Genomic DNA, 17,432 nt, shown 5'->3' on the forward strand with positions numbered 1-17,432 from the left:
ACATATCGTTCACATTTCGACATATGCTGTTATGCTGTTTTGAGGTATCTAGGCTGTCGACTCGATTCAACAGTTGCAAAATAAAAATTATAAAAGATTGCGGAGTTACTTTTAATGTCTAAAAGCTTCACATTTATCACAGCCACGTTATTGGCCTTGGTGACTAGCTATAGCGTCAAAGCGGAGAATAATACTATTATTCGCGTGGGCGGTTTTTATGCCAATACTGACTCAAGTATTGATGTAAACGATCCTCTTCTGGGTAATAATTTCTCACTCGACTTTGAGCAAGACTTAAAGCTAGAGGATTCTCAGTTCCTGCCTTTCTTTGAGTTCACCTATCGATTTAATGATAGACATAATTTATACGCCGACTGGAAACAACTTCATCGCAACGCACTCGTCCAGTCAGTAGAGAAACCGTTTCAATTTACTTGGGACGACACTATCTACAATGTAAAGTCTGGCATTTCATTAGATACCACCCTTAATATCGATATTGCACGTATCGGCTACGGATATGATATTTGGCAAGGCGATAATTACGATGTTGGCGTCTCAGTTGGTATACACGCGATGTTCATTAAAACCGCGTTTAAAGGGGATATTGGGATCTGTGATGTCGACACCGAAACTCGCTGTCCCGACACGGTAACTATCCCTAAAGTTGTTGATGAGAAACTCACAGCCCCGTTACCCGATATCGGTGTATATGGCAGCTACGAGGTATACCCAGGCTTTAAGTTCAGCGGACATGCGCAATATTTCTATATTAAGCTGGATGACTTAAAAGGCGGTTTAGTCGATATTAGACTTGGCGTCGAAGCTGCAATAACCGATAACTGGCATATGACTGCGGCGTTTAACTATTATGAAGTGGACGTCGAATACACCTCTAATTTGAAAAATGCCGATATGAAGATTGCCGATTACAATATTTACTATAGCTTTACAGGACCCATGCTTTCGGTGAGCTATCAGTTCTAATCATCACTGAATTGATCACTGCTCTCGCTGTTATGCTAATAAAAAAGACACCCTACGGTGTCTTTTTTATTACTCGCTATTTCCCGTCTTGGGCACGTCTGCTTTTAAAGTCTGACTCTTCTAACCATTTAGGCCAATCATCATTATTAGCAAGTGTTGCAAGAATATCAGAGATTAAACTGATATCTTGGCGTACACCACCCAGAGTCCAATTTGGATCATAATCGTCCGCTTCTTTATGGTATTTATGAGCAATGTAATCGGGGTCGGTATCTCCAAGACTCATAAACAGTAATCCAGGTACCCCTTGTTGTGCTAATGCAAAGTGATCAGAGCGGAACATCAGTCCATTTTGTGGCAATGGGTCACCCTTTACAAAGCGGTCTTGATGCTTGGCTGCGTCATTGAGGTAATGTTCCATCTCTGATACCCCTTGCCCATAGCGCAATATGTAATCGACGCTGTTATTGACATTCATGCCATCAATATTCAAAAAGGAGACTATCTTTTTTGTCGGTATTGGCGGCTGTTTAGCAAAATGCTGTGCCCCAATTAAGCCTGTTTCTTCGGCCGTGAATGACGTAAACAGTATTGAGCGTTTGAAAGGTTTCTCCTTGGCACGTAAGCTAAACATTCTGGCCAGTTCAAGCACTCCCGCGACGCCACTAGCGTTATCGACAGCACCATTGTAGATATGCTTTTCACCTTTTTTATCGATTCTAGTGCCGAGATGATCCCAATGGGCGTGCATTACCACCATTTCATCGGCACGTTCACTACCCGGTAGTAAAGCCATAATATTGTATGACTGGGCTCGTTCAATGTGGTTATTTAACGTTAAGCTAGCCGTTGTTTTTAAAGCAACCGCCTTAAATTTAGGCTTAGCAGCTTTTTGCTTTTGCTGCTCATAATCTAAACCTGCTTTAGCAAAAATCTGTTTTGCATTTTGATGTTGGATCCAACCCATCACGCCAACCTGACCTTGGTTATTATTATCATCAACTAAGGTAAATTTACTGCCGGTATTTGAGTTTTGCACCACACCCCAACCATAAGCCGCCGGCGCAGTTTCGTGCACTATAAATACCGCCTTTGCCCCCTGCCTTGCCGCTTCTTCATACTTATAGGTCCAGCGGCCATAATAGGTCATGGCATTACCTTTAAATAAGTCAGCATTTTGGGTCGCAAAGCCTGGGTCATTAACGAGTACTATGACAGTTTTATCTTTTACATCAACGCCTTGATAATCATTCCAGTTATATTCTGGAGCATTTATGCCATAACCCACAAAAACCACTTCGCTATTTTCGAGTGTAACGCGGTCGCTTATTTGCTGGGTACGGGCGGTAAATTCAGTGCCATTGGTCAAGTTTAACGAGCCAATTTTAAGCGTCATATTCTGATCAGCAGTGACTTTTGCCAGTGGCACAGGCTGCAAAAACTCGTTACCAAACCCAGGTTGTAATCCCATCTTCTTAAATTCAGTTTCAATATAATTTAAGGTTAGCGTCTCCCCCGCAGACAAAGGCGCTCGTCCGCCGTATTCATCGCTAGCAAGAGTCTTTACATGGGTTCGATATTTATCAAGATCTAGGCTAATTGGGTTTTTATCTGAATGGGCAAATGATGGCAAGGCTAACGCAGACAACACGCTTGCTAAAATTAGTTTTTTCACTGTTTGTCCTTCTATTCTATATTATTGTTGTTTTTTTTAATTATTCTGTAACTTTGTGGTTTATTTTCATTAAAGAGATGTATTCACAAAGGTAAATCATAATAGAATGGCTTTAGAAAATGCACAATGATGCCGTCTCTCATTTGCATAATAATTACAAAGTGAGTTAATTGATCAAGTTAAGGCAAGCTAATGTCGAATGAATTACTAAGGGAGGCCGCTGCAAAGTTAAAGAAAGCCATTCCTTTAATGCTCAAGCACCAAATTCCCACCACGCCAACAAATTATGCCTTATGGTACGCCTATGTTGGCCAAAGTAGTCCAGAGCTCAATCGACAGTTAGATGAAGTGCTGAGCCAATACAGTACATGCCCCCCTAGTCAAAGTGAGCGCCTGTATCAAACCTATCTATCAGATCCGGTAGAGTTAGACGTCATCGAAATGCGACAGAATCTCGATGCTATGGTGACGGATCTATCGCAATCGTTAAAAGATACCAATCTCAATGCGAACCAGTTTCAAACTAAGATTGACAGCAACTTTGATAGGCTCAATAAAATTGAAAATGAAGGTTTCTCTATAGAGGAGGTACTATCACTGGTAAAAAGCCTCGTTAGTGACGCCTATGACATTAAAAACAGTACTCAGCATTTTACCGATCAATTAGCTCATGCACAGTCAGAGATTAATCAACTCAAAATTCAACTGAAAAAATCTGAACATGACATGCATTTTGATGCATTAACCAGCGCGCTCAACCGCAGAGCATTCAATAAAGATATCAAAGGACTCATAGAGCAAACTCCTGAAGGATTATGCCTTGTCATTGCCGATATTGACCATTTTAAGGCTTTTAATGACACTTATGGCCACCAGCTGGGCGATCAAGTATTAAAGGCCGTGGCCCGAAGACTGAGTGAAAGTTGTCATGAAGGAAGCAAACTCTATCGTTATGGTGGCGAAGAGTTTGCCCTATTAGTGCCAAAAAGCCAGCTCGGCAGAGTAAGACAACTTGCCGAGTCGATGCGCCGTAGCCTCGAAAAACTTGTCTTAAAGGATAAGCGTAAAGATCAACGGGTTGATAATGTCAGAGCATCGTTTGGCGTTGCTCAATATCAGGATAAAGATACTGATTCTTCACTCATTGAGCGTGCCGACAAACACCTCTATGAAGCAAAACGTCTAGGCCGTAATCGAGTGATGCCCATTATCAATTAGGCTCGGGGATCAAAGTATAGGCTTACTATTTCACCCGTGATTTTGCATCGCATAACGACTAAATGGCTTCCACTTTATCCATTGGCACCGCTGTCACCACATAGCGCAGCGGGCCGCCAGCCAACGCACTGTCAAACGGATAACAGGTCACTAACGTTAGCTTAGCCTCCCCTACATTTGCCATTACAGACACGTCACTTTCATGCACGACTCGAGTTTCCACCACTTGGTACAAAACCTCTCCGCCCCCTCCATCTTGCAGCGTCATGAGTTGCCCTACTTTGGTGCCACTTAACAGTGAAAAATGAGTATCTCGATGTCCAGCAATAACAGTATTGCCACCACTGTTAACCTTCGCTGATGACAATACTTGCGCAGGGCCAAACGCTAAGTTACGACCCGATGCCCCCGATAAAACATATAGACTCGGGTTTTTATTTATATCAACGCTGTCAGCTAGCTTCAATGCTTGCTCTTGAGTTCGAGCACGGCTTGAACTGATAAACTCAAGTTTCGCAACCGGATATGTATCAGCCCATGACCAAGGTTTATGTTGCTGCTGATCATCGAGGGTCTTCTGCCACGCTTGCTGTATTAAAAACTGTGCAAAATAAGCTTTTGCTTGCATATAGCCTCCCTGACCTACAAAAGTAAGCCCTAAAATAAACAGTGAGCTAGTAAAAACCATATGCAGCCGTCGATAGGTTCCAATTCGACGCAGCCCTTTTTTGTTGTCAGTCATATTTAAACTGCGTAAATTCATTTATCAGCCCTTTGTTGCAAGATGACCAACACTTCTGCTAGCACCAGCAAAAGACAGTCCATAAAGCAGTGACAACCCCAAAAACATACAACCAAAAATTATCAGGGCGTAGCTACTGGTCGCAGTTTGCGGTAAACGCTGCCAACCCTTTGGCATATGAGGCACTACTTGGCCGTTAACAAGCTTAACGCCGTCAGGTCGAGCAGGTGTTTTATCTATGGCCACCAAACTGGTATAGGCACTCATCACATGATAATTGAGCGAGATGGCAGTAATTTGTTTCTCAATACGGTCACGATTAGCAACTTCTTTTGACAACTCTAAAGCCGCTATCTGTTTTCGAGCCCAGATTAAATCTAAGCCCTTGGCGCTAGTGTTAGAGTTTGCATCTGGATTGGCATTAATAGTGGATAGCGCACTATTTTTGATTGAAACTTGCTGCTGCCAATACTGACCCGCGAGTAATCCGCTAACGATAAACTCTTTATCGCTAAAACTTGATAACTTCATTGCTACCATAATGGGCTCATGAGCATAAAGATCAGGGATGGTCGCTGGCCAGTAGTCAGGAATGCTGCCATCGGCAAAGCGCACCTCTACATCGGTCACCGTTGGCTTCTCGAGTTTATCGAGCATAGCCACCATTTTGCTTTTCACTTCAGATTGCTTGCCAATATAGGTATAAGTCCCACGTCCGAGCTCTGCCGCCCTTTGCATAAAGTGACCATTAGGTGCGGCGCCAATACCGACAGTAAACAGCCTGCTAGATTGCAGTTGATTGCGAATTTGATTGAATAGCTGCGGTTCATTGCCGACAGCACCATCGGTAATAAACAGTACCTGCCGTATGGAATGCGTTAAACTTGGCTGCTGATTGAGTGCTTTATCTAACGCCAGTGACATCTCAGTACCACCATTAGCTTGCAGACTATGTACATAAGCTTGCGCAATCCCGATGTTTTTGGCATTAGCCTTAAGTGGCTGCTCAGAAAGTGCATAAACCCTTGAATTAAACTGCAATATATTGAAGCTATCTTGAGTCGTAAGTCCTGCTAAGGCATAAACAATGGCTGACTTAGCTTGCTCAATAGCTTGTCCAGACATCGAGCCAGATGTATCTATCACCAATATAAGCTCTCTAGGTCCAACGACATCTGAGATGCTCTCTTGCTGCGGCGGAAGCAGCATTAGTAATGCATATTCTGATGATGGTGCCTTTGACCTTGTTGCGTGTTCAACGTCTTCGTTAGTTGCTGCATTTTTGTCTAGTGGCTCGCTGGCCTCTGGGTTTTTATAGGTTTTACCGATTTGGCTAAATATTGCAGCGGTAGGTGCATTACCCAATTGGGGTTGCCAATTGAGTACAAAGTCACTATTAGCTCTGGCCGCCGTCAAACGAATATGCGCTTGAGCATCATCTTTATGAGTCACTTCAACCTGATGATATGGACTGTCAATCTTATCTATTGGCATACCCGCATTAAGGTCTACCTCGATATCAACCTTATTAATCCGATTTTGAGTGCTTTTATTGTTATGCCTTAAGTTATTCCAAGCGGCCATTGCAGAGTCGGCATAAGCTGATAATGGGGATTTTTCGTCTGTAGACGCTCCTTGAGGCTGATATCTTGGCGAAACCACCATAGGAAAACGCAAGCTAAACATCCCTTGGTCATAAGCAACCACCTCTTGATAACTTAACTCCACAATTAAGGTTTCACCTGGCGCCAAGTTAGCCACTTGAGCACTAAAAATATTAGCCCGTTTTTGCTGCAGTAAACTGGCTTTTTTTCCCGTTTTCTTAGCCTCGTTGAATAGTGCTTTAGCCTTTACTTTCTCCTTAATTTCTCCCTCTATCACTCTATCGCCAATCCACATTTTAAGACCGTCTACCGCGGCTTCATTGGGCAAAGGGAAAACGTATTCGCCATTAACCCAAAAGAGTTGCTCATTATGAAATTCATGACGTAAAGATACCCGATTAGTCCAGCCAGAAACCTGCATACTCACTTGGGTTTTCATCGGTAATGAGACACTCCTGTTGCCACTAGCATCGAACGTGATCAAGCTTCCCTGCTGGATCTCCCCCATTCCTTGACTGCCACGAACTGATCGCTCAACATCCATTGATTCTATCGCCATAGCCGAGCTGATAGCTGCGACGTAACATGTTGTCACTAATAACAAAGCACTCTGCCATGACAAGCGCCTTATGCGACTGTGAGCTAATGTAATTTGCCTAACCATCTTTATCTCCTTATAAACGCTAAGCTGTCTGAATCTATGTTTCAGGCAGCCAGATCAGCTAGATGGATTAACGCGCAGGGTTTGCGGCAAGTGAGCTGTCATGGGTCTGCAGCTTTAGAGTGACACGGCGGTCAAAGAAATCATTTTCAAAATTCTGCTCTGCAGTCAAAGGGGACGTTGCGCCATAAGCTTGATAATGCAGACGATCATTAGCCACGCCTTGGTTAACTAGGTAACTTGTCACCTCAGCAACACGTTGCTCAGATAGGGCTTGGTTGTAATCACTATCACCGCGTCTATCGGCGTAGCCAGTTAAATCCAAGGTCAGTTCAGGCGACAATGACATTGCGTAAGCGACATCATCAAGTTGCTGCGCAAAATGAGGTTCAATAGCTGATGAGCCCGTCTTGAATTGCACATTAAGCCCTAATGCTAACTCTGTTAACTTTCGCTCTTGTGCCATCTTAAGCGTGGTAAGTTGCTGTTGAGCATCTTCATATTGAGTAGATAATGCGATTAAAGATTCGTTTTCCTCATTTAGAGAAGCGAGTTCTTCTTGCTTATTTTCCAGCATGACTTGCTGGCTTTTAATCTCATCATCATCGCCGACCGACTTACCTAATAAGCTACCGGCAAAGGCACCGATTATGGCGCCCACTGGGCCACCAACAACCGCACCAACAACGATGCCTGAACTTAAACCGATGAGCTCTTCGTTATGGCTACGTTCGGTGTTTTCCAATGTTTCTTCGGCGCTGGCGTAAGATGAAAGTGTAATAGAGGCGATAACCAGTGATGCGATAATGTGCTTTTTCATAATATTTCCCTTTTCAGTACTAACTTAGATTGAGTCTCAGATTGAGCCTCATATTTAGTTGCCGAGATGCGGCGTCATTTCAATAACGCTATTAAACCTCAGCCAAATGTCCTTAAAGGGGAGCAAACGTGGCAATTTAAATATCAAATGTGGCAACAAAATGGCAATCGCTGTTGCTGCCTTTAAACGCAGATAAAATCCTGTATAGTCACAATCAATTACAGAGACAACGCTATAAGTAATAGGCCATGAAACGAATCGCGATAGTAGAAGATGAAGCAGCCCTAAGGGAAAATTACAAAGACGTATTACAGCAGCAAGGTTACAGCGTGCAAGCTTATGCCAATCGACCTGAGGCGATGCGCGCGTTCAATACTCGGCTGCCCGATCTGGCTATTATTGATATCGGTTTAGAGCATGAGATCGATGGCGGTTTTACCCTATGTCAGTCACTTCGAGCGATGTCGAGCACAGTGCCTATTATCTTTTTGACAGCAAGAGATAGCGACTTTGACACTGTATGTGGCTTGCGATTAGGCGCTGATGACTACCTCAGCAAAGACGTTAGCTTTCCGCACCTGATAGCTCGACTCGCAGCACTGTTTAGACGCTCAGAGCTTAAAGATGCCAGCAATGACAATAACCCTGTCATCGAACATGGGTTACTGTCGATTGATATCAACCGCATGCAGGTTTATTGGGCTGGTACTCACATTGAGCTAACCGTGACTGAATTTTGGATGGTACACGCACTTGCTAGGCGACCTGGCCATGTTCGGCAGCGACAAGAGCTGATGCAGGAGGCAAAAATATTTGTAGATGATTCCACGATTACCTCCCATGTAAAACGGATCCGTAAAAAGTTCCTCGCCCAAGACACCTTGTTCGACTGCATTGATACGGTTTATGGGATGGGATATCGCTGGGACGCACAAAGCTAACCGTCATTTTATATCGAGAAATATATGTTTAATCTTCCTATTGGCCTACGAGCCAAAGTCGGCATCTTATCGCTATTCCTACTATGCTTACCATGGTTAGGTTACGAATACGTGTGGGAGATGGAAAAATACCTACGACTTGGCCAAGAGAAAACCCTCGAGGGCACCACCCAAGCGCTTGCGACCGCATTGCACGAGCGGCCGAAACTGTTTGATAGCCAAGCTAGCTTCTTGACTCAAGTCGAAAAGGGCCGCGATCTATACGCCTATCCATTAGCAGGCCCGATTCAACTCGATGGTAAACTCAGTGACTGGCAACCCTATCGTCACCGCTCCCTGCACTATGCTGAAGACAATCAAATCTATAAACGCGATCCAGCCAAGCCATTAGACATCGAATTTACCCATATGGTCGGTAAATACGCCGGCTATCTATACGGTTTTTTTGAGGTCACCGATCCACAGGTGATCTATCGCGGCAAAAACAGTTTAAGCATTGACCGAAATGACCATATCGCCATTGCAACGCTAGCGCCCGACGGCCAATTTCGCCGTTATGTTGTGGCAACAACAAAAGATGGCTGGATCAGTGCATTTGAGCTACCTGAAGACCCTGCGCTGACAACACCTGTAACACCTGAAGTTAAAATTCAGGGTAAATGGCTTAAATCGGCTAATGGCTACAATGTTGAGCTGCGGATCCCGCTGAATATGGTGGGCAGTAAATTGGGCTTTGCCATCTATGATGTCAACGGCAGTAACACTCGACAGTTGGATGCCATTGTCGGTACCTCAGCGATTGATGATGTTAATAAGCTTGGCACGGTATTAGTGCCCTCTCCAGAAATTGAAAACATTATCAAGGGTATGGCCCATAATAGCTCGCGGATTTGGGTGCTCGATAAACATGGCCGTGTGCTAGCAAAGTCAGGCGATATCCGTTCAGATAACAGCGTTTGGGCCCGCTCAACAGTAGAAAAAGAGGGTAAAACCACTTGGGACCGATTTAAGCAGCAATATTTGTATCCGCTTTATTATAAAATTCTAACCATCCCCTCGAAGGACTTTGTCGACTCATTACAGGACTCCACCGTACTGCAAGGGAGCCATATCAACAAAGCGTTACAGGGGAAACAAGGCTCCACATGGCGACTCACACCCGACAACAAGGCGGTGGTTTTAGCCGCCGCCAGCCCGATTTGGATCGATGATAAAGTGATGGGGGTTGTTATTGCCGAAGAAACTACCCATGGGATCCGCACGCTGCGCAATAAAGCCTTAGAGAAGCTGTTTAATGTGATCCTAACCATTATGAGTATGGGCACCTTGGCACTGTTCTTTTTTGCATCCAACATCTCTAGCAGAATACGTAAGCTGCGCGATGAAGCCGAACAAGCTATTGATAACCAAGGGCGCATTAGAAAAGCCATTCAAGGCTCAAAAGTGCGAGATGAAATTGGCGATCTATCTCGTAGTTTTGCCAGTATAGTTAGTCGATTAGGTCAATATACTCACTACCTAGAAAACATGTCATCGCGCTTATCCCACGAGCTACGTACGCCTGTTGCTGTGGTGCGCTCATCACTAGAACACCTAAGCCTGCAAACGCTCAACCCTGATAGCCGAAAATATGTTGACCGGGCACAGGAAGGGGTTAACCGCCTTAATATGATCCTCAATAATATGAGCGAAGCGACACGACTGGAAGAGAGTTTAACCCATGCTGAAAAATCACTATTCCCCCTAGAAAAAGTGATTAGCGGCTGCATGCAGGGGTATCAAATGGCCTACCCTAAGCAGTTTTTCAACATTGATGTCGACTCACAAGCGATGTATGTCGAGGGCGTACCAGAATACATTGCGCAACTAATGGATAAGCTCATTGCTAACGCGCTGGAATTTAGCACCCCTGATAGCGCTATCGAAGTGAGCCTTAAAGTGAATAATAAGCTCGCTCTGCTATCTGTTGCAAACTACGGCACACCTCTGCCTGAGAATATGTCGCAGCAGATCTTTGAGTCCATGGTTTCTGTGAGAGCGCAAAAAGCGCAGGATAAACCTCATTTAGGCCTTGGTCTGTATATTGCTCGGTTGATCAGCCTGTTCCATAAAGGAAAAATCAGTGCACAGAATAGAATCAATGAACAAGGTGAGATTTTTGGAGTTGAGATATTGATCCAGCTGCCACTTAGTAAAGAGAAGCCAACATAGCTAAATCGCAGAACAGGATGAATAGATTGACACTTCACTTTAGCCGTTTAGATGTTAAGATGGCTAAAACTAAAAATACCCTATAGTGGAAATAGAGCTCTATGAAAAAAGAAACGCAGATAATTAGTCTTGGCCGCGACAAGAAGTGGACTCAAGGAGTGATAAACCCACCGGTTTTTCGCGCATCAACCATGGTGTTTGATACGATGGATGACCTGCGTTTTGCTGCTAAAAACAAAGCCAATGGCGAGATGTTTTATGGTCGCCGCGGCGGGCCAACTCATTTTGCATTTCAAGCGGCTATTGCCGAACTTGAAGGCGGCGTTGGCACAGCGCTCTACCCCTCAGGTAGCGCGGCTATCAGCAATAGCTTACTGTCATTTTTAAAAGCGGGCGATCATCTACTGATGGTCGATAGCGCTTACGAGCCTACTCGCGACTTATGTAATAAGTTATTAGCCGGCTATGGTATAGAAACCACCTACTATGATCCTATGGTTGGCGAAGGCATTCGTGATCTTATTCAGCCAAACACCAAGGTATTATTTTTAGAGTCTCCAGGTTCCATTACCATGGAAATTCAAGATGTGCCCACATTGAGCCGAATTGCCCACGAACAAGGTATTGTCGTCATGCTCGATAATACCTGGGCATCGCCAATCAATTCACGTCCGTTCGAGATGGGCGTCGATATTTCGATCCAAGCGGCAACTAAATATATCGTTGGCCATTCTGATGTGATGATGGGCACAGCAACTGCCAATGAAAAGCATTGGCAGCAGTTACGCGAAAACAGTTATCTGTTAGGCCAGTGCACCTCGCCTGATGACGTCTATCTAGCCAGTCGCGGTCTGCGTACCTTGGGGATCCGTTTAGCTCAACACGAGCAGAATGCATTAAAAGTCGCCAACTGGCTTAATAGCCGACCAGAGGTAGACCATCTGCGCCACCCCGCTTTTGATACATGCCCAGGACATGAATTTTTCAAACGCGACTTTACTGCAGCTAACGGTCTATTTTCATTCGTATTAAATCAGGGAGATTTACAATCAGTCACCGCTTTTGTTGAAAACATGGATCACTTTAAGATGGGTTTTTCATGGGGCGGCTTTGAAAGCCTGATTTTGGGTGTATTTGGTATCGATAAAATACGCACCGCTACGAAGTGGGACAGCAGTAAGCCACTCATTAGGCTTCACATTGGTCTTGAGAACGTCGATGATCTCATTGCTGATCTCGACGCCGCATTTGATCGCTTTAATGCTGTGCTAAATAAGTAGACTTATACGTGTTATAAAACAACTAAACCGCCATTTTGGCGGTTTTTTATTTCCGTCTATTAACAAATCGATTACTATTATGCCAATCAAATTAAGTATCTGTTCATTCAGTGGGCTTCAAAACACCGAATAGCCGCACTATATTGGAAGTCAAAATTGCATGCTAGCTAACAGTAAAGTCAAAGGATTCACGTTAATTGAATTGGTCGTCGTCATTATTGTACTTGGTATTTTAGCCGTAATTGCCGCAGCAAAATTTATCGACTTCAGGCGTGATGCCGAAGTCAGCCGCGTCCAAGCAACAGCAGCAGCTTACCAACAAGCCATTACCTTTGCCCATACGCGTTGGCAAGTGCTGGGAAGTAATAGCTCGCTAAATGACCTACCGGATTACGCCGGTGGCGAGTTAGATATTAATGCACTCGGTTTTCCGCTGGGCATTGATAAAGGTAACCCGATGGGACAGCCAACCAATATTGGCCAAGGCGAGCAAGGTTGTGTTGATTTGTGGAATACCTTACTTGAAGATCCTGCTACGGTATCGCTATCCAGCGTCGAAAATGGCAGCGACTTTCAGGCGTATCGTCACCAAGCAGATACCAATCCAACAGGACAGACGCAGTGCACCTATGTATTGCGTACGCTTAATGACACTGCGGGCCGTGAAACAGCTGAAATTAAGATTATCTATGACTCTGTTGCAGGTACTGCCGTCAGCGTGATTAGCGAAAGTTAACTTATACCTATCCTACTTGAAGATCTATATTCAGGTAGGATGGGTATACATCTCAAATAGATGCTTTTTTCTGCTGCAGTGTCAATGCTTACAACACTCACATGAGGTTACTAATGAGTTGCCTGTGCAGGCTCAATCCAAGCTTCAGTGCCATATAATGGTACCGTAGACAGTGCATGCTTATGGCTGCCATTAGTCTCTTTTGTCGAGTAAGACAGATAAAGCAGTGTTTGATTGTCGCTATCATAAATACGGCGTACTTTTAGCGTCTTAAACAGAATGCTAAGTGATGCTTTAAATACCACTTCACCATTTTTACTTTTATCGATACTGGCAATATCGGCTGCCGTAATAACGCCGGTCTGACGACATGAAATACTCATATCAGAAGGGTCAGCCAAACTAAGGTTGGCCTCAATACGACTAATGTGGCAGGTAACACCTGCTAGTTTAGGATCTTGGCGCGCATCGATGATAACATCTTTGGTGGTAAACAAGCCTAAGCTGACTTTGCCGACATCATCGCCGCAGCCGATTAAGGATACTGCTGCAATACCCGTAGCAACAACGCCAATGATACCCACTTTTACTCGTGTCAATTTGCTCATTATTTTTCTCTCTAATCAATAGTTAAATAGAACAACGCTAACACAAGGTTAAGCAAATACTCTTTGTGCCCAACGCGTTAATCCAGCAGTAACACTACCAAAATGATCACCAACAACGATTGGTATATCTGGGAATAGACCTGAAATACGTTTATAGATAGCAGGACTACGGGCAGTACCACCAGTAACGTATATTCTATCGGGCTTAACGCCTGAGCTGTTTAATGCCTCACGCATTAATGACTCTACTTTACTTAAAGGGATGGTTATCGCGCTTTCAAAATCGGCTTCAGTTACTTTGGCATGTAAGCCAGCATCAACATACTCTAGTTGAGTATCAATGCTGTCCTCGTTAGATAATGCGATTTTACTTTGCTCAGCACTGCGAACCAATTTATAGCCTAACTGATGTTGTTGCACTTTAAGTAAGCGATTTATCAGCTCAGGTTGCTGTGCTTCTTTCGCCAAATCTTCGATAAGCCTTTTTGAATTGAGAGTCGCGAAATCTCGCTGGGCACTGATATCATTCACAGCCACTGCATTCCAGAACGGTTTACTTGGCACAGGCAGCTTATTCACCATTAAGCTTCCCAATCCAAGGTGAGGCATAAATGCCGCCATGGACAGAGCTATATCAAGATCGTTACCACCCACGCGTTGGCCACTATGACCTAAGAAGTCGACACTACGATCCCGGTTATCAATATGGCTCGGTCCCATCTTTACCATCGAGCAGTCAGTCGTACCGCCACCAACATCGACCACCAGCACGGTCATATCTTCCTCTAAAGAAGCTTCATAATCCATTCCTGCTGCCAGAGGTTCAAACAGAAAATCGACATCGATAAACCCAGCGCGCTTTGCAGCGAGTGATAAAATAGCTTCCGCTTGCTGGTTACTTTGTTCACCACCAATACCTTGAAAGTTTACCGGCCGGCCAATCACCGCATGAGTTATTTGGCAGCCCGTTACAGACATGTTTTTTTCTGCAGCGCCTTTAATGTGCATCATCATTAAGGTGACGATATCTTCAAAAAGGGCTATTTGGTTTTCCCTTAAGCCAGTCGCACCCAAAAATGATTTTGGAGAGCGGACATAAAAGCCTTCATCAGGCATTTCGAGGTATGCATCAACCGCCGCCTCACCGACAAATACCGCCTGTTCGTGGGGTAATAGATCGAGTTCACGACGTGCAAATGCAGCTCGGCTTAATTGTGCTGAACGCAGAAGAGTATAATGTGCTTTTTGCTCGGCAGGAAGTTGCTTTAATACCTCCTCAGCAATTAACTCCCTGTCCATCGCATACAGCGTTGAAGTCAGGTATTTGGCACCGCCACTCAGCGGGACTATGCGCACCTCTTCATCCTGCATAATACCTATTGCACAATTGGCACTACCATAGTCAAAACCTACAAACATGAGCCGATCCCGTTAACCATAAAAAAGCCGTGAAAAATAGCACAGTTAATAAGATGCAAAAAGCGTTATTTAAAAAATAATCTGAGTAACGCCAGTTTCGAGTCATCGATAACAATATCTTGAGAAGCGTAACAAAAAAGCCTTCACAGTACTCTCTCATTCTGGCTTGAAAAAATTTACAAAGTTGCAATAGAGACAAGCCAATCGCTTGAGCGAAAATAGACTAGACTTAAGTCTATATAGCGAAACGACTTCAAGATGTAGGATTCAGTAGAGAGCAGAAACCCCTTAGCTGAAGCTGAAAATAGACTAAACGAATGACAAAGGTTTTATTATGTATGGCTGGAGATTAGCCCTATTCGTAGCCTTAATCTCTTTACTATGTATGGGGCTGGAAAGTGCGGACGAAAAAAAACTTGTCACTGAAGTTCCTGTTGTTAGCATCAAAGGTCCAATAGGACCTGCGGTGAGCAAGCAGCTAACGGCTGAAATTAACACTGCTAATCAGCAAAACAACTCACCCATCATTATTATCACCCTTGATACGCCAGGCGGATTAGTCTCTAGCCTTCGTGATATCAATCAAACTATTTTGGCCTCCGATATTCCCGTTGCATGTTTGGTTTACCCTAAAGGAGCTAGAGCCGCTAGCGCCGGCACTTATATTTTATATGCATGCCATGTTGCAGCGATGGCGAAAGCGACAACCCTTGGCGCGGCGACACCGGTGCAAATGGGCCCCTCACCCGACAAAATCAATCCGACGAAAAAAGCTGAAGATGCGCAACCAGATAATCTCGCTCCCTCTGCAATGGAGAAGAAAGTCCTTAACGATGCTATCGCCTACATACGCTCACTTGCACAACTTCGAGGAAGAAACGAAGAGTGGGCTGAACTTGCGGTAACAGAGGCTGCAACATTAACGGCGAAAGAAGCTTTAGCACTTAATGTAATAGACTTAATCGCAGCATCCCCGCAGCAACTCATGACTCGCCTAGACGGCAAGGTTATAAAGTTAGGCGGCGAAAAAATCATCTTGGATCTAAAAGGCGTCGTATTAGTGAATAAGCAACCAAGTTGGCAAAATCAGTTTATAGCCACCATCACTAATCCCAACATTGCTTACATTTTAATGATCATTGGCATCTACGGCCTACTGCTGGAATTTTATAGTCCTGGTATTGGGATAGCTGGCATTACAGGAGCAATTTCGCTCATTATTGCCCTGTATGCATTCCAGATGTTGCCATTGAGCTATGCTGGGCTAGCACTGCTGATGTTAGGGATCGTGTTACTCATAACGGAATCAATGCTACCCAGCTTCGGTATATTTGGCTTAGGTGGAGTTGCTGCATTTGTGGTCGGGTCAATATTTCTCTTCGACACCCCACAACCTCAGTTTCAAGTATCGCCGGTACTCATCGCCAGTATTGCTTTCGTCAGCATATTATTTTTCGTGTTCGCACTAGGCTATATTTTGCGTATGAGAAACAACGCTGTTGTCAGCGGCCAAGAAGCTATTCTCGGCGCCAATGCGACTGTCATTGACGACTTTGAAGGTCAAGGTTTTGTCTTTTTAAATGGCGAACGTTGGAATGCAATTAGTCCGCAAAAACTCACCCAAGGTCAAATCGTTACTATTATCAAGATTGACGGTCTGTCATTGATAGTATCGAAAGAAGAATCTAAGGAGGCCTCTAATGGAACCCATAGTCAATAACGGCACTATATTCAGTGCGGTCATGCTATTTATCATTATCTCGTTACTTATCAGTGTTTTTAGGATCTTGAGAGAATACGAGAGAGGAGTCATTTTCCTATTAGGACGCTTTCAGCAGGTAAAAGGACCCGGTCTCGTCATTGTCATTCCATTCATTCAACAGATGGTAAGAGTCGATTTAAGAACCGTTGTCATGGATGTGCCAAGCCAAGATGTGATCAGTAGAGATAATGTCTCAGTCAGGGTCAACGCTGTATTGTATTTTCGAGTAATTGACTCCCAAAAAGCGATTATCAATGTGGAAGACTTCTTACAAGCAACATCCCAACTTGCACAGACGACATTACGTTCAGTATTGGGCCAACATGAACTCGATGAGATGCTAGCCAATCGTGAAATGTTAAATGCAGATATCCAAGTAATCCTTGATGGACGAACTGATGATTGGGGGATAAAAGTCTCTAATGTCGAGATAAAGCATGTCGATCTTAACGAGACCATGATAAGAGCGATTGCTCGCCAAGCAGAAGCGGAAAGAACGCGTCGTGCTAAAGTTATTCATGCTTCGGGTGAAATGGAAGCATCGAGTAAACTTGTCGAAGCCGCGACCACTCTTGCCACCGAGCCCAATGCCATTTTGTTGAGATATTTGCAAACCTTAACAGAAATAGCCAGTGAGAAAAATTCGACGATTTTATTCCCATTGCCGATGGAATTGCTCAATGGTGTAATCAATTCTGATGCAAAGTCTGCTGCACTAGCAAAAAGAAAAACTGAACCATCGAATAACAGTGAGTAACAAAAAAGCAG

The 17,432-nt window shown here is 44.1% G+C and carries 14 protein-coding genes; 8 read left to right on the forward strand and 6 right to left on the reverse strand.

Translation table 11 applies throughout. From position 1 onward, the window contains the following. Positions 1-114 precede the first annotated feature (114 nt). Entirely contained in the window at positions 115-987 is an 873-nt protein-coding gene (locus tag JK628_RS13465) for a hypothetical protein (RefSeq protein ID WP_202285151.1), read from the forward strand. Between the two features lie 76 nt (positions 988-1,063). Here JK628_RS13465 and JK628_RS13470 read toward each other — a convergent pair whose 3' ends face one another. Next, complete coding sequence (locus JK628_RS13470; RefSeq protein ID WP_202285152.1) at positions 1,064-2,662, reverse strand: M28 family metallopeptidase; 1,599 nt, start codon at positions 2,660-2,662, stop codon at positions 1,064-1,066. 192 nt (positions 2,663-2,854) lie between these two features. On the opposite strand from JK628_RS13470, the gene JK628_RS13475 reads away from it, so the two are divergent. After that, positions 2,855-3,880: a GGDEF domain-containing protein gene (locus tag JK628_RS13475; RefSeq protein WP_202285153.1), complete on the forward strand. Its 1,026-nt coding sequence runs from the start codon at positions 2,855-2,857 to the stop codon at positions 3,878-3,880. Positions 3,881-3,938: 58 nt separating this feature from the next. Here the strand turns inward: JK628_RS13475 and JK628_RS13480 are convergent, their stop codons facing one another. The 3 genes from JK628_RS13480 to pdsO all read right to left on the reverse strand — a co-directional run bounded on the left by JK628_RS13480 (position 3,939) and on the right by pdsO (position 7,707). Continuing rightward, on the reverse strand, positions 3,939-4,643 hold the full coding sequence (locus JK628_RS13480; protein ID WP_237524018.1) for a class GN sortase: 705 nt from the start codon (positions 4,641-4,643) through the stop codon (positions 3,939-3,941). A gap of 3 nt (positions 4,644-4,646) precedes the next feature. Then, positions 4,647-6,890 carry a marine proteobacterial sortase target protein gene (locus tag JK628_RS13485; protein WP_202285154.1) on the reverse strand — a complete coding sequence of 748 codons (2,244 nt, stop codon included), beginning with the start codon at positions 6,888-6,890 and terminating at the stop codon, positions 4,647-4,649. 67 nt (positions 6,891-6,957) lie between these two features. Continuing rightward, a complete protein-coding gene (gene pdsO, locus JK628_RS13490) occupies positions 6,958-7,707 on the reverse strand; it encodes a sortase-associated OmpA-like protein PdsO (RefSeq protein WP_202285155.1) in 750 nt (249 codons plus the stop codon). A gap of 248 nt (positions 7,708-7,955) precedes the next feature. On the opposite strand from pdsO, the gene pdsR reads away from it, so the two are divergent. From pdsR to JK628_RS13510, 4 genes are all read left to right on the forward strand, one after another. Next, positions 7,956-8,648: a proteobacterial dedicated sortase system response regulator gene (pdsR, locus tag JK628_RS13495; RefSeq protein ID WP_202285156.1), complete on the forward strand. Its 693-nt coding sequence runs from the start codon at positions 7,956-7,958 to the stop codon at positions 8,646-8,648. A gap of 24 nt (positions 8,649-8,672) precedes the next feature. Further along, entirely contained in the window at positions 8,673-10,859 is a 2,187-nt protein-coding gene (gene pdsS, locus JK628_RS13500) for a proteobacterial dedicated sortase system histidine kinase (RefSeq protein ID WP_202285157.1), read from the forward strand. A 101-nt stretch (positions 10,860-10,960) separates the two neighbouring features. Further along, complete coding sequence (locus JK628_RS13505; protein ID WP_202285158.1) at positions 10,961-12,139, forward strand: cystathionine beta-lyase; 1,179 nt, start codon at positions 10,961-10,963, stop codon at positions 12,137-12,139. Between the two features lie 160 nt (positions 12,140-12,299). Continuing rightward, positions 12,300-12,875 carry a type II secretion system protein gene (locus JK628_RS13510; protein WP_202285159.1) on the forward strand — a complete coding sequence of 192 codons (576 nt, stop codon included), beginning with the start codon at positions 12,300-12,302 and terminating at the stop codon, positions 12,873-12,875. Positions 12,876-12,985: 110 nt separating this feature from the next. Here the strand turns inward: JK628_RS13510 and JK628_RS13515 are convergent, their stop codons facing one another. Then, positions 12,986-13,483, reverse strand: a complete 498-nt coding sequence (locus tag JK628_RS13515; protein WP_237524019.1) for a CreA family protein — start codon at positions 13,481-13,483, stop codon at positions 12,986-12,988. 48 nt (positions 13,484-13,531) lie between these two features. Then, positions 13,532-14,902 (reverse strand): molecular chaperone, encoded by a 1,371-nt coding sequence (yegD, locus tag JK628_RS13520; RefSeq protein ID WP_202285160.1) that lies wholly within the window; start codon positions 14,900-14,902, stop codon positions 13,532-13,534. Positions 14,903-15,236: 334 nt separating this feature from the next. Here yegD and JK628_RS13525 point away from each other — a divergent pair, with 334 nt between their 5' ends. Both JK628_RS13525 and JK628_RS13530 read left to right on the forward strand, forming a co-directional pair. Continuing rightward, complete coding sequence (locus JK628_RS13525) at positions 15,237-16,622, forward strand: NfeD family protein (protein WP_202285161.1); 1,386 nt, start codon at positions 15,237-15,239, stop codon at positions 16,620-16,622. After that, positions 16,603-17,421, forward strand: coding sequence for a slipin family protein (locus JK628_RS13530; protein WP_202285162.1), 819 nt, complete (start codon positions 16,603-16,605; stop codon positions 17,419-17,421). Before JK628_RS13525 ends, JK628_RS13530 begins: the two co-directional genes overlap by 20 nt. Positions 17,422-17,432: the final 11 nt, after the last annotated feature.

This window comes from Shewanella sp. KX20019 (genome assembly GCF_016757755.1).
GTDB lineage: Bacteria > Pseudomonadota > Gammaproteobacteria > Enterobacterales > Shewanellaceae > Shewanella.